The following is a 14,256-nucleotide window of genomic DNA, read 5'->3' as shown; positions in this document are numbered from 1 at the left end:
CTCCGTGCTGGTGGTGTCTGTGTCAGTGCGTCCATGCCGCTTGTTCCAGGGTATGCGGCGGGGCGGCGCGCGGCCCGGGGGCGGGACGCGCGTCATCGCCCTTACGGAGAAGTCTCGTCCAGCAGGGCCCAGAGCGCGGTCTCGTCCTCCTCGTCCATCGTGAAGGCCGCCGTGAACAGCCGCAGTGTGTCGGCCGACAGCAGGTGTCCGCCGAGGGCGCGGGAGACCCGGTCGCGCAGGGCGCGGGGCAGGAGTTCGCTTGCGGCGGCGTCGCCGTTGAGCCAGAGCCAGTGGGCCAACACCCGTGCGACGGCGGCCTGGTTGACCGGTTCGTGGGTGGCGCGGACGACCTGGCGGAGCCAGCGGTCGCGGTACGGTCCTGGGCGGGCGAGCAGCTCGGCGAGGTGACGGCCGGCGGCGGATCCGGTGCCTGATCCGGTGCCGGGGCCGGTGCTCGTACCGGCGCCACGGCTCGTACCGGCGGGGCTTCGGGGGTGGGTGACGGCCACGTGGTCCGCTCCTGGGCGTAGAGGTGGCGGGTGCGACACAACTGCGACACAGCGGCGATATTCTGACGAAGACCGCGCATTGGTCCAGACCATAGCGGAGCCGCGGGCGCTGACGCCATGGTCGCCATCTTCTGTTCTCCGGGGAGTGGTTCGGCGCTTCGGCGGGTCCGCGACGGGGTCGCTCGCCGAAGCCGCACCTGGAGGTCGTCATCACCCGCTCCGCGCCCAGCAGCCCGCGTACCGCCCGCCCGCCGGCCGTTCCCGCGTCGACCGTTCCCGAGCTGCTGGACGCGCGGGCCGCCGAACATCCCGACCGGCTCGCCCTCCAGGTCGTCGGCGGTGGCGCGGTCACGTACCGGCAGTGGCGGGACCAGGCGCTCAGGGCCGCCATGGGCCTGGCGGAGGCGGGGGTACGGCCGGGGGCGCGGGTCGCCCTGCGCTTCCGTAACGACGCGTGGGAACGGTTCGCCGTCGCGTTCCTCGCCGTGCAGTACGCGGGCGGGGTGCCGGTGCCCGTACGGGAGGACCTCGCGGAGCCGGAGGCGGCGCGGCTCGCGGCGCTGGCCGGGGCGGGAACGGTGGTGCGTGACGGGGCAGTTGGGCGGGGCACGTCATCGCCCGCTCCCGGTGCTCTGCCCGGCGCGGTGGACCTCGTCCTGGCCGAGCTGCTGACGAAGCATCAGGATACGCCGCCCGAACCCCCGTACCGGGTAGGGCCGTTGGACGAGGCCCAGGTGATCGGCACGTCCGGGACCACCGGTGCGCCCAAGGGGGTGTTCGCCGCGCACGGCAATCTGACGGCGGGGCTGACCCTCAACCCCCGCCCCCGGCCGTACGCGCACTCCCGGCACGCGCTGTACGCGTTCCCCCTCGGCACGAACGCCGGGCAGGTGATGCTGCTGAACGCCCTCACGGGCGCGCCCGCCACCGTGATCCTCCCCCGCTTCGACGCGGACGAATTCGGCCGTACCGTCGAGGAGTTCGGGGTCGGCACGGTGTTCCTCGTCCCGTCGATGGCCATCGAGCTGCTGAACGCGGGCACGGCGCGGACGTACGACCTGTCCAGTGTGCTGCTGGTCAGTTCGTCGGCCGCCGCGCTGCCGGGTCCCGTCGCCACCGCCCTGGCGGCGGCGCTGCCCGGGGCCACCCTGGTCAACACGTACACCTCGGCGGAGGCCGCTCCGGCGCAGATCTCCGCGATCGTGGACGCCCGGCACCCCGGGTCGGTGGGCCGCCCGGCCGACCCCGCGGACCTGCGGATCCTCGACGCGGAGGGGCGGGAGGTGGGGGTCGGCGAGGTGGGCGAGGTGTGGCTGCGGCAGCCGGGGCCGCCACGTGGCTATCTCGGCGGGGGTGCGGGTGCGGGTGCCGATGCGGGTCCCGGTGTGGGTCCCGATGCCGGTGCTGCGGACGGCGCGCGGGTGTTCCGTGACGGGTGGGTGCGGATGGGGGACCTGGGGCGGGTGGACGACGGGGGCCGGCTGTATCTGGTCGACCGGGAGAGCGACGTCATCAAGTCCGGTGCGCTGAAGGTCTCGACGCTGCGGATCGAGGAGGTCCTGCACGCACACCCGCACGTGGCCGACGCGGCGGCGCTCGGCCTGCCGCACGCGGTGATGGGCGCGGTGCCGGTGGCCGTGGTCGTCCCCGGCCCGGACGGCCTCGATCTCGACGAGCTGCGGCTCTTCCTCAGCGCGCGGCTCAGCCGACCCGAACTCCCCCTCCGCGTCCTGCTCGTGGACCAGCTGCCGAAGAACCCGACCGGCAAGGTGGTCAAGCACCTGCTGCGCCCGCTCTTCGACGCTCCGGTGGACGGGGCGGCGGCGGTCGTCGCGCCCTCCTCCCCCACCGAGCTGCGGCTGGCGGCGATCTGGCGCAAGCTGCTGGGCCGGGCGGTGGCGGACGTGTCGGCGGAGTTCTTCGCGCTCGGCGGGGACTCGTTCCGGGCGGTGCAGCTGGCGGCGGCGCTGGAGGCGGAGTTCGGGGTACGGGCGGGCACCGCGCTGATCTTCGAACGCCCCTCGCTGCGGGCGCAGGCGGCGTGGCTGGAGGCGCGGGAGGGCGCGGGCGGCTCCACCGCGGCCGGCGGCGCCGAGCCGGACCCGGCCACGGTGACGGCGTACCTCACCCGCCTCCGCGCCCAGCCGCACGCCGTCCCGCTCACCTCCCAGCAGGAGAACTTCTTCCGCTGGATGGCGGAGGCGCCGGGCCGGGACGCGGGGGCGGTCACCGCGCTGTTCCGGGTCACGGACCGGCTGGAGCCGGAGACCCTGGGGCGGGCGCTGACCGAGGCCGTACGGAGGCATCCCGCGCTGCGGACCCGCTTCGAACCGGTGGCGGGGGAGCCCGGCGTGGTACGGGTCGCGCTGGACGAGGAGCCCGCCGTACGGATCACCCTGCGCGAGGCGCCCGGCGCGAGCGACGCCGAGGTGGACGAACTGCTGCTCGCCGAGCGCGACCGGCTGACGGATCTGGCGCGGGACCCGATGGCGCGGCTGCTGGTGGTGACGCGGGGGCCGGAGGACCACGTGGTGCTGCTGGCGGTGCACCACATGGTCGCCGACGGCTGGTCGGTGGGGGTGCTGCTGTCGGACCTGGGCGTGCTCTACTCGGCGCTGCGACGGGGGCGGACGGCGCCGCCGGTACGGTCGGGGCCCGGTTACGAGGAGTTGGTGGAGTGGTCCCGCGCCCACTGGCCGGAGTCGCGGCGGCACTTCGCGGGCGCGCTCGCGGGCGCTCCGGCGGCGGTGGAGGTGTTCCCGGGGCGCCGGGAGGTGGCGGAAGTCCTCACCAAGGCGTACCGGTTCGACCTGCCGGCCGAGCGGGCGGAGGCCCTGCGGGCGCGGGCGGGTGAGCTGGGGGCGACGCCGTTCCTGGCGGTGACGGCGGCGTGGACGGGCTTGCTGGCGGCCCGGAGCGGGCAGAGCGAACTGGTCCTGATGACCCCGGTCCCCGGGCGGCCGCGCCCGGACGCGGAGCACGTGATCGGCTGCTTCGTCCAGTCGTTGCTGCTTCGGGTGGACGCGTCGGGGAGCCCCGGCTTCGCGGAGCTGGTGGACCGGCTGCGGGTCACGGCGACGGAGGCGCTGGACCACCAGCTGTACCCGTTCGCGGAGTTCAGCCCTGCGGCGCCGTTCGCGGCGTGGCTCCGGTACGAGGCGTGGACGGCGCCCCCGCAGCTCCCGGGCGTACGGTGCGCGCCCTGGGAACTGCCCCGCGGCACGACGGTCCCGTGGCCCCTGCCGGGCGGGGACCGGGGGGTGCCGGAGCTGACGGTGGTGGAGCAGCCGGGGGGTGGTCTGCGCTGCTGGCTCCAGTACAACGCGGTGGCGTTCGAGGAGCGCGTGATCGTGGGCCTGGCGGAGGATTTCGTACGGTCGCTGGAGGAGGCGTGCGGCGCGCCACGGCGTTGACGTGGCGTCCTCGCCGGACGGGCTCGATGGTCGGGCGGCTGGCTCGCCCGCGTCTGGCGGGACCGCGGCTGACGCGGCGGTTGTCCTCAATCGCCGGACGGGCTCAATGGGCCCCCAGACGCTGACGACGCCGGGCGTCAGCGCGCAACCGGCGAACCGCCGCTAACGCGGCGTCGTCCTCAAACGCCGGACGGGCTTGGTGGGCCCAGGCGTTGACGGCGGCGCGCACGCAGCTCGATCACGCCCGGCAGAACCGCCGCTAAGGCGGCGGTGTCCTCAAACGCCGGACGGGCTTGATTTGCCTCGTCGCCGGGCGAACACATCAGGCCGGTCCGGTGTTCCAGAACGAACACCCCCGCGCGTGCCCCCGACATCAGGCGGCCAATTCCAGCCCGTCCGGCGCTTGAAGACACCCCCACGCGAGCCGCAAGCCCCCTCCAATGCCGCGGGCACCTCAAGCCCGTCCGGCGATTGAGGACACCGCCCGTACGACCCGCACACACCCCCCGGCGCCAGGCGCGCAAATCCAGCCCGTCCGGCGATTGAGGACAACCAACCCACCGGCCCGCGCGGGGCCCCCGCCAAGCGCCACACATCGAACTCGCTACGCCGCGAGCCGCGCGTGCCCTCCCGCGCCGGGCGGCCATATAAAGCCCGTCCGGCGATTGAGGACACCCCCCGTGCGACCCGCACACCGCCCCCCGGCGCCAGGCGGACAAATCAAGCCCGTCCGGCGCTTGAGGACACCCGCCCACCGGGCCGCGCGGGCCCGGCAAACCCGTCCGGCGATTCCCCTCGCGGCGGCGGCCCGCGCAACGTCCGCCAAAAGTCAGGCGCGCGCGCTCAGCGGGCGCAGGTCCGTCCACACCTCCCCGATCCTCGCCCCGCACTCCTCCCGCGACCCCCGCGTCCCCTCCGCCCGCCACCCCGCCGGGATCTCCTGGTCGGTCGGCCAGACCGAGTACTGCTCCTCGTGGTTGACGACCACCGCGAACATCGTTCCTCCTGGGGATGTGGGACGTGGGAAATGGGACATGGAGCAAAGGGCCAACACGAAAAAGGACACACACCGCCGTCGCCTCACGGCGACAACCCCTCCACCGCCTCCCCCTCCGACATCGCGTCGATCTCCGCGATCAACAACTCCTCCACCCGCGCCGCCAGATCGGACAGCACCCGGTGGTCGAAGACATCCCGGATGCTGATCTCCAGGCCCGCCACCGTGCGGATCCTCGCCGCCACCCGCGTCACCCGCAGCGAGTCGCCGCCCAGGGAGAAGAAGTCGTCCAGGGCGCCCACCCGCTCGATCCCCAGCACCTCCTCCCACAGCTCCGCGACGAGCGCCTCCGCGTCCGTGCGGGGTGCGACGTACGCGGGGGCCGCCGCGGACGGTCCCGGCAGCGGGAGCGCCGAGACGTCCGGCTTGCCGTTCACCGTCAGAGGGAGCCGGTCGAGGACCACCAGTGCGCTCGGCACCATGTAGGTCGGGAGCACGCCCCCTACGTGAGCCAGGAGTTCGGGCACCTGTGGCCGCGTCGCGGCCGGCAACGGGACCACATAGCCCAGCAGCCTGCCCTCCCGCACGACCACCACCGCCTGCGCCACCCCCGGGTGGCTCGTCAGCGCGTGCTCCACCTCGCCCGGTTCGATCCGGTAGCCGCGAAGCTTCACCTGCCCGTCCGTCCGGCCCAGGAACTCCAGCTCCCCGTCCGGCAGTCGGCGCACCCGGTCGCCCGTGCGGTACATCCGGCCGCCGTCCGCCACGAACGGGTCCGGCAGGAAGCGCTCCGCCGTCAGGTCCGGCCGACCGGCGTATCCACGGGCCAACCCGTGTCCGCCTAGGAAGAGTTCGCCCTCGGTGCCGTCGGGCACCAGCCCGAGCCGTTGGTCCAGCACATAGCACCGCACCCCGGCCAGCGGCCGCCCGATCGGCGGCCGGGCGACCACACCGTCCGACGGCACCGACAGGTCCGCGCTCGTGGCGATCACCGTCGCCTCCGTCGGACCGTACGTGTTCACCAGCCGGACCCGCCCGCCGTGCCGCGCGTGCCACCGCGCCAGAACGGTGCCGTCCACGGCCGAGCCCCCCAGCACCACCAGCCGCAGATCCGCCGGCCAGGTGAACTCGTCCTCCATCAGCACCAGTTCGTGCCAGTACGCGGTCGGCAGATCGAGGACCGTGACCCCCGCCCCGTCCTCCGCGCGCAGGACGTCGGGGAGCGTACGGGAGCCGCCGGGCAGCAGGACACAGCAGGCGCCGGACGCCAGGGCGGGCCAGATCTCCTCGGCGTGGGTGTCGAACCCGATGGAGGCGAACTGGACAATCCGGTCGCCGGGCCGGAGGCCGTACCCCTCCCGGGATCCCTCCCCGTCGGCCGTCCCGATCGGCGCCGCCCCAGTCGCCGCCGCCCCGATCGCCGCCGCCCCCGTAGCCAACATCCCCGTCATCCACTCCACCCGGTCGGCGAGCGCCCCCTGTTCGACCACCACCCCCTTGGGCCGCCCCGTGGACCCCGAGGTGAACAGCACGTACGCCGGATCGGTCGCCCCGACCCCGGGCCACCCACTCGTCGCACGAGCCGCAGGTCCGTCCGGCCACTCATCGGGCACAACCAGCGCCGGTATCCCCAGGTCAGGCCCCTCCCCCGCCGTGATCAGCAGCCGCGCTCCCCCGTCCGCGACCAACTGCCGCAGCCGCTCCGGCGGATACGCCTCGTCCAGCGGCAGGTAGCCGCCGCCCGCCTTCCACACAGCAAGCAGCGCGATCACCAGCGCATAGGACGGAGGGGTCCGTACCGCCGCGACCCCACCCTCCAGCGGCCCGATCCGCGCGGCCAACAGCGAGGAGCGGCGGTCCAGTTCGGCGTACGAGAGCGTGTCCTCGCCGAGCGCCAGCGCGGGCGCGTCGGGCCGCAGGGCGACCTGTTCGGCGAAGCGGGCCGGTACCGTACGGCGCCCGGGGTCCAGCCGGGGCCCGGTGCCGCGCGCGAGCACGGCGGCCCGCTCCGCCGCGTCGAGCAGCCAGTCGCCGTGCACGGGGAGCAGCGGATCGGCGGTGGCCCGGGTCAGCAGGGTGCGGTAGCGCCGGGCCAGGGTCTCGACCGTCGACCGGTCGAACAGCTCCTCGTCGTACGAGAAGGAGCAGGTCAGCCCGGTCTCCGTCCGCCAGGTGTCCAGCAGCAGATCGGCCTTGGCCCGGTCGAAGCCCGAGTCCAGGGACAACAAGGTGACGCCAGGGGGGAGTTCGGGTTCGGCGGCGCCTCCCCCCGTCTCGTGCTGGCTCTGGAGCACGAACAGCGTTCGGAACGGCAGGCCGCCGGGCGGTTCGCCCAGGTCCGCGGCCAGCCGCTCCAGCGGTACGTCCTGGTGGGCGAGCGCGCCCATGGTCGCGGACCGGACGCGCCGCAGCACCGTACGGAAGTCCGGGCCACGGCCCGCGTCCCCCCGCAGGTCCGCGCGGATCACGGCGGTCCGGGTGAAGTAGCCGATCAGCGCCTCGTGCGCCACGTCGGGCCGGCCCGCGAGCGGCGTACCGACCGTGAAGTCGTCCTGGCCGCACCAGCGGCCCAGCACACTCTGGTAGGCGGCGAGCAGCACCATGAAGGGGGTGCAGCGCTCCTGCCGGGCCAACTGATCCACGGCGTCGGTCAGTTCGGGGCCGAGCGCGAGGTCCGCGAATCCGGCGGGCCGCCGCGGATCCGCCGGGCGGGGACGGTCCAGCGGCAGCCGCAGCGGTTCGGCGCCCGCCAGCCGGTCCCGCCAGTGGACGTACGCCTGCTCCCGCTCGTCGGGGCCGAGCCGCGACTCCTCGGCACGCGCGTGGTCCCCGTACTGGATGGCGAGGACGGGCAGTTGGGGTACGGAGTCCGTCAGGGCGGCCCCGTACAGCGTCAGCAGTTCGTGCCAGAGCACCCCGGCCGACCACCCGTCGCCCGCGATGTGGTGCAGGACGAGGCACAGCGTGTGTTCGTGTTCCCCCGCGCGGACCAGCACGGCGCGCAGCGGCGGTCCGGCGGCGAGGTCGAAGGGCGTGTTGACGTACGGCGCCACCGCCCCGGTCAGGGCCCGCTCGACGTCGTCGTCCCCGGCCGGGGACACGTCGTGGCGGACGAGCAGGACGGGGGCGGGCGGGTCGACCACCTGCCGGGGCCCGTCGCCGACCACCACGAACCGGGTACGGAGGATCTCGTGCCGGGCCGTGAGGGCGTCCAGGGCAGTGCGCAGGGCGCGGACGTCGAGCGGGCCGCGCCAGCGCCGTACGAGATACAGGTGGTAGCCGGTGTCAGTGGGGTCGAGCTGTTGCAGGAACCACAGGCGGCGCTGATCCACCGTCAGCGGATAGTCGATTGCGGGACGTGGGGGATGGGGTGGTGTCGGCGCCCGGAACGGCGTCGGCGTCGGCGTCGGGTCAACGGCCGCTGTCATGGGCCACCTTGTCCTTCGTACGGGCTTGCGGGGTCGTCCGGGCTTGCGGGGTCGTACTCGATTGCGGGGTCGTACGGGCTTGCAGGGTCTCCAGGCCGACCAGGTCGTCGGAGACCGCGTCGGGCACCTCGCGGTCGAACCGGGCCAGCACGGGGATCCGCAGGCAGACCACCGCGAGCAGGGCCATCGCGAGGCCGAAGAGCAGATAGAGCAGACCGATCCCCCGGCCCTCGCCGGTCCCGATGACCTGGCCGACGGTGCCGGCGAGCGCGCCGTGCTCCTCCATCAGCGGCTGGAGCAGTCCGGGCGCCAGCGGGGCGATCACGGCGAAACCGACCGGAAGAGTGGACCAGGCGACCATGGTGTTGACGGCGATGATCCGCCCGTGGAAGCGCAGCGGCACCTTGGTCTGGATGATCGTCGCGTACGTGCCGTTGAGCAGCGCCAGGCCGAGCGTCATCCCGAACGCCCCGAGGGCGACCAGCGGCAGCGAGGGCCGCAGCCCGGTGAGGACGCAGGCGACCGCCAGGCCCGCCGTGGCGTAGAGGACCCCGCGCAGCCGGTGGTGCCGGGGGCCGCCCCAGATGAGCAGGGTGAGCCCGCCGACCACCGCGCCCGCCCCTGCCGCGACCGCGACCCAGCCGGTGGCCGCCAGGTCGGCGAAGGAGAGCACCAGCGGGGTGGTGAGGAGGAAGAGCGGGGACAGGAAGATGTTGAGGGCGGCGAAGAACAGCAGCATCGCGCGGAAGTGGCGGCTGCCGAGCGCCCGCCGGAACCCGCCCTTGATCTCTTCCAGCACACTCTCCCTGCGCACGGCGGCCATGGCCTTGGGGAACCGTACGGCGAGAGTGATCGCGACGGCGGCGGTGTAGCTGACGACGTCGAGGACGAGGATGCCGCCGAGTCCGATTCCGGCGAGCAGCCCGACGGCGAACAGCGGGACGAGGAACTGGGCGAAGCCCAGGGCCATTTGGGTTACGCCGTTGGCGCGGCCGAGGAAACGCTTGGGGACGAGTTGGGGCACCGACGAGCCCCAGGCGAAGCGCTGGAAGACGAGGGCGAGGGAGAGCAGGCCGATCAGGGCGTAGGCGTGCCAGACCTGGAGGCTGTCGGTGAGGTAGAGGACGAGCAGCCCGGCCTGGGTGGCACCGGCAGCGAGGTCGCCGGCGAGCATGACCTTGCGGCGGTCGCTGCGGTCGACGACGGCGCCCGCCAGGGGGGCGGCGAGGATGCCGGGGACGAGGGCGCAGGCGGCGAGCAGGCCGAAGCTGGCGAGGGAGCCGGTCCTGAGGTAGATCCAGATGGGGAGCGCGAACTCGGTCAGGGCCGAGCCGATCATCGAGACCTGCTGGCCGGTGGCGACGGCCAGGAAGCGGCCGAGGCTGGGACGTACGGTCGTACGATCCTCCCGGGCCGGACCCGCTGTGTGCGCCCCACCGATCTCAGCGGCTTCACCGGTCTCGGCGGCCCCACTGGTCTCAGCAGCCTCACCGACCGGAACCGGATCCGTGCCTCCCTCCCGCGACACCCCCTCCAGCCACCACGTGGCCCCGGGGGTACGGGCATGGCGCCGGTCCGCGCCCTCCGCGACGGCCGGGGCCACCTCGGTGAGGATCACGGCCAGTTCCTCCGCGCGGTACTTGAGGAAGAAGTGCCCCGCCTCGTCCAGCACCACCACGGCGGCGGTGTCGGTGAGGCGGTGCCACTCGCGGTAGCGCTCCTGGTAGAACTCGGTCGCCGGGTCACGGTCGCCCGCCAGCGCGATGACCGGCGCCCGCAGCCGGCCGCCCTCGGTGCGGAACAGCTCCCCGAAGTAGCGCTCGGCCTCCTTCGTGCCCGTACGCCGGTTGTGGACGATCAGCCGCAGCTGCTCGGCGCTGAAGTCGTCGGTGTCGAGGCCCGCCGCCGTCAGGGCGTTGACCATGTCCTGGTCGCTGCGCAGCCGGTCCACGAACGCCGAGAAGCGTTCCGCGAGCGCGGCGCCCCGGCTCTCCGGACGGGCGAAGGGGAAGATGCCGCCGAGATGGACGGCGTCCACCTCGCGGCCCGCCGCCTCCAGCCGCCGCGCGACCTCGACGATCAGCATGACGCCGAGCCCGCAGTGGCCGTAGAGGACGATCCGGCCCTCGACGCCGTCCAGGATCTCCTGCGCCGTCTCGGCGGCCACCTGGTCGAACGGCCGTGCCTCCTCGCCCAGTTCGTGTCCGGGAACGGCGAGCGAGTGCAGCGCCCAGTCCGCCGGCAGCGCGTCCGCGAGCGGTTTGTAGATGAGCGCGCTGCCACCGCCGTAGGGCGCGCAGACCACACTGCCAGTGGTGCGGGTACGGGGCGGGGTCAGCCGGTGCAGCAGTCTGCGGGGGCCCCGGTCCTCCTCGGAGGAGGTGAGCAGGGCGGCCAGCGCCCGTACGGTCGCGTGCTGGAAGAGGTCCATCACCCCCAGCCCGGCGGCCTGTTCGGGCAGGGCGCGGCGCAGCCGGGCGACCACCTGGGTGGCCATGAGGGAGTGCCCGCCGAGGACGAAGAAGTCGTCCAGCGCGCCGATCCGCTCCACGCCGAGCAGGTCGGCCCAGAGGGACGCGATCAGCTCTTCCGTCTCGCCCTCGGGCGGGACGTGCTCCCCCGCACTGGGGCTGTTGTCCTCGGGGGCGGGCAGCGCGGCGCGGTCGACCTTGCCGTGCGCGAGCAGCGGGAGCCGGTCGAGGACGACGTACCGCGCCGGGATCATGTAGTCCGGCAGGAGGTCGAGCAGGCGGGTGCGCAGGTCGGCGGGGGCGGGCGGTTCGCTGTCGCCCGCCCGTTCCAGGTAGCCGACCAGCTGTTGTCTCACGCCCTCGCCCCGGGCGACGACGACCGCCTGTCCGACGCCGTCCACGGCGCTGAGGGCGGCCTCGATCTCGCCGGGCTCGACGCGGTAGCCGCGTACCTTGATCTGGTGGTCGGCGCGGCCGAGGAACTCCAGCTCGCCGTCGGCCCGTTGGCGCACGAGGTCGCCCGTACGGTACATCCGCGCGCCGGGCTCGCCGGTGAACGGGTCCGGCACGAACCGGTCGGCCGTGAGGTCGGGGCGGCCGAGGTAGCCCCGGGCCAACCGGTCACCGCCGACGTGCAGTTCGCCGGTGACCCCGGGGGGTACGGGCCGCAGCGCCGCGTCGAGGACATAGGTCCGCGCCCCGGCGAGCGGCCGGCCGATCGGGGTGGAACCGTGGTGCGGTCCGTCCGGGGTGACCTCGTGGACGGTGACACCGACAGTGGTCTCGGTGGGTCCGTAGTGGTTGAACACCGCACACCGGCCGAGTGCGGCGAGGCCGCTCGCCCAGGCCGCCGAGGACGCCTCGCCGCCCAGCACCAGCGCCTTGCGCGGCAGAAGGCGCTCAGCGGGTGCGTCGGCCGTCAGGGCGGCCAGGTGGGAGGGGGTCATCTTGAGGTAGTCGATGCCCGACTCCTCGATACGGTCGGCGAGTTCGGCGCCCGAGATGCGGCGGGGCAGCAGGTGCACCCGGCCGCCGGTGGACAGGCCGAGGTAGAGCAGGGTGATGCTGAAGTCGAAGGCGAGCGACTGGAGCAGCCCGTACGACGCGTGGTCCTCGACGCGCAGCCGATCCCGCGCGCCCACAAGGTAGTTGAGGATCTGCCGGTGCTGGACGGCCACCCCCTTGGGGGTTCCGGTGGAGCCCGAGGTGTAGATGACGTACGCCAGGTCATCGGGACCCGCTGACTGGGGCAGTGGATCGGCACCGGCGGTGGTCTCCGCCGCCGGGTCCAGGTGGAGCACCCTCCCCCGGAATCCGGGTGCCTTCGCGGCCAGGTCGGAGTCGGTGACCAGCACCGACACCGCGGCGTCCGCGAGCAGGAACTCGACCCGGGCGGTGGGCTGTTCCGGGTCGAGCGGCAGATACGCGGCGCCGGCCTTGAGGACGCCGAGCATGGCGACGGCCAGCTCCGGGGACTGCTCCAGGCAGAGGGCGACCACCGCGCCGGGGCCCACGCCGAGCGCGCGGAGCCGGTGTCCGAGGCCGGTCGCCCGGCGTTCCAGTTCTCCGTACGAGAGGCTGCCCCGGCCGTCCGTGAGCGCCACGGCCCCGGGGGTCTCCGCCGCCGCCCGGGAAAGCAACTCGGAGAGCGTAGGCGGAGTTTGGGCGGTGAGGGGCGGTCCGGCGGACCACGCCGCCAGCCGGGCCCGCTCGCCGTCGGCCAGCAACGGCAGGGCTCCGAGCGGGCGCCCCGGGTCGGCGAGGGCGGCGGTCAGCAGCACCTCGAAGCGCTCGGCCAGCCGCTCGACCGTCGTCTCCTCGAACAGGTCGGTACGGTAGGTGAACAGGCCGTACACCCCGCCGTCCGCCTCGTCCCGCAGATACAGCGCGAGGTCGTGGTGGGTGGTGGTGGCGCGGTAGCCGAACCCCTCCGCGCGCGGCGCCCCGGCCGTGGCCCCGACGGCGGACTCGCCGTAGTTCTGGAAGGCCAGGGTGGCCTGGAAGACGGCGGCGCGGCTGACGTCACGCTCCACCGCGAGGTCGCCGACGATCTGCTCGAACGGCACCTCCTGGTGCGCGTACGCGTCCAGGGTCCGTTCCCGTACCTGCCCGAGCAGGCGCGCGAACGTCAGGTCCGGGGTGATCCTGGCCCTGATCGGCAGCATGTTGACGAAGATGCCGACCAGCGGCTCCAGTTCACTGTGCAGCCGGCCCGCCACGGGCGAGCCGACCGCGAAGTCCCCCTGGCCGCTGTGCCGGGACAGCAGGGTCTGGTACGCGGCCATGAGCACCATGTAGCGGGACGCGCCGTACGCCGCCGCGACCTCGGTGATCCGCTCGGACAGGGCGCGGTCCCAGCGGAACTCGTGCGCCGCGCCCTCGAAGGTGAAGGTCGGCGGGCGCGGCCGGTCGACCGGCAGCTCCAGCGCGGGCACCCCGTCGAGTTCGGCCCGCCAGTGGTCGCGGGACGCGGTGAGGGTGCCGTCGGCGAGCCGGCCGCGCTGCCAGGCCGCGTAGTCGCCGTACTGGAGCTGGGGTTCGGCCAGTCCGTGCGGGGTGCCGTCGGTGTGGTGGGCGTGGAGCGCGTCCAACTCCCGCTGGAGGAGGTCGATGGACCAGCCGTCGCAGACGATGTGGTGCATGACGAGCGCGAGGACGTGGTCGTGCTCGCCGATCCTGACGAGCAGGACCCTCAGCAGCGGGCCTTCCGCCAGCACGAAGGGCCGGGCGAGCAGGTGCTCGACCGCCTCGGCGGCCCGGGCCTCGCGCGCCTCCGGATCGGGCTCCTGGCTCACGTCGAGGAACTCCGCGCCGAACGGGGCCGGTTCGGCCACCACCGCGTGGGCGGTGCCGTCCTCCGTCGCGGGGAAGACCGTACGGAGCACTTCGTGCCGGGCGACCAGATCGGTGAGCGCGGCGTCGAGCGCGATCCGGTCGTACGGGCCCCGGATGCGGCGGGCCGGGGCGAGGGTGTAGGCGGTGGATCCGGGGGTGAACTGCTCCATGAACCAGAGGCGTTCCTGGCTGCTGGACAGCGGCGGCGCGGTGCCCTCGGGTCTGCGGTCGACCGTACGGCCCCGGCCTCGGCCCCGGCCGCCGCGCAGGCGCTGAGCCAGCAGGGAGCGCTTGGCCTCCGACCACTCCGTGGTCGGGGGGCGTGTTTCTGTCATCGTCGTCCTGTTCAGGTCAAGATCGCCGGTGCTGGGCGGCGCCGGGGGGGCGGCGGGCCAGGGGGCGATGCCGTCGGCCCTGCGGTGGGGCACAGGGGACGCGGTGGACACAGGGGACGCGGTGGGGCGCGGGGGTCGAACGGGGGTGAGGGTCGAGCGGGGGTGGGGTCGAGCGGGGTGATGGTCGACGGGGGGTGGCAGTCGAAAAAGGTCGGACATGGCCCCCATGGTTCGGCGGGCGGGAGTCCGGGGTGACGCCGGGAAGGGG

General features: G+C 74.0%; 5 protein-coding genes. 1 reads left to right on the top strand and 4 read right to left on the bottom strand.

Translation table 11 applies throughout. The features are described 5' to 3' along the window. Positions 1 to 101: 101 nt before the first annotated feature. A complete protein-coding gene (locus tag ACIODU_RS16160; protein ID WP_401767997.1) occupies positions 102 to 509 on the bottom strand; it encodes a hypothetical protein in 408 nt (135 codons plus the stop codon). A gap of 197 nt (positions 510 to 706) precedes the next feature. Between ACIODU_RS16160 and ACIODU_RS16155 the strand changes: the two genes are divergently transcribed. Beyond that, a complete protein-coding gene (locus ACIODU_RS16155) occupies positions 707 to 3,922 on the top strand; it encodes an AMP-binding protein (protein WP_401768275.1) in 3,216 nt (1,071 codons plus the stop codon). An 829-nt stretch (positions 3,923 to 4,751) separates the two neighbouring features. On the opposite strand, the gene ACIODU_RS16150 is transcribed toward ACIODU_RS16155, so the two are convergent. Genes ACIODU_RS16150 through ACIODU_RS16140 form a run of 3 tightly spaced genes read right to left on the bottom strand, consistent with a single transcriptional unit; the run spans position 4,752 to position 13,988 of the window. Continuing rightward, complete coding sequence (locus tag ACIODU_RS16150; RefSeq protein WP_401767995.1) at positions 4,752 to 4,958, bottom strand: MbtH family protein; 207 nt, start codon at positions 4,956 to 4,958, stop codon at positions 4,752 to 4,754. A gap of 44 nt (positions 4,959 to 5,002) precedes the next feature. Continuing rightward, a complete protein-coding gene (locus tag ACIODU_RS16145) occupies positions 5,003 to 8,347 on the bottom strand; it encodes a condensation domain-containing protein (protein ID WP_401767993.1) in 3,345 nt (1,114 codons plus the stop codon). Further along, positions 8,331 to 13,988 (bottom strand): amino acid adenylation domain-containing protein, encoded by a 5,658-nt coding sequence (locus ACIODU_RS16140; RefSeq protein WP_401767991.1) that lies wholly within the window; start codon positions 13,986 to 13,988, stop codon positions 8,331 to 8,333. The genes ACIODU_RS16145 and ACIODU_RS16140 overlap by 17 nt, the downstream gene beginning before the upstream one ends. Between the last annotated feature and the right edge of the window lie 268 nt (positions 13,989 to 14,256).

This window comes from Streptomyces sp. NPDC088261 (assembly GCF_044740805.1).
Taxonomy (GTDB): domain Bacteria; phylum Actinomycetota; class Actinomycetes; order Streptomycetales; family Streptomycetaceae; genus Streptomyces.
The sequence above is the reverse complement of the archived record's forward strand: the minus strand, read 5'-3'. Positions and strand labels throughout refer to the sequence as shown.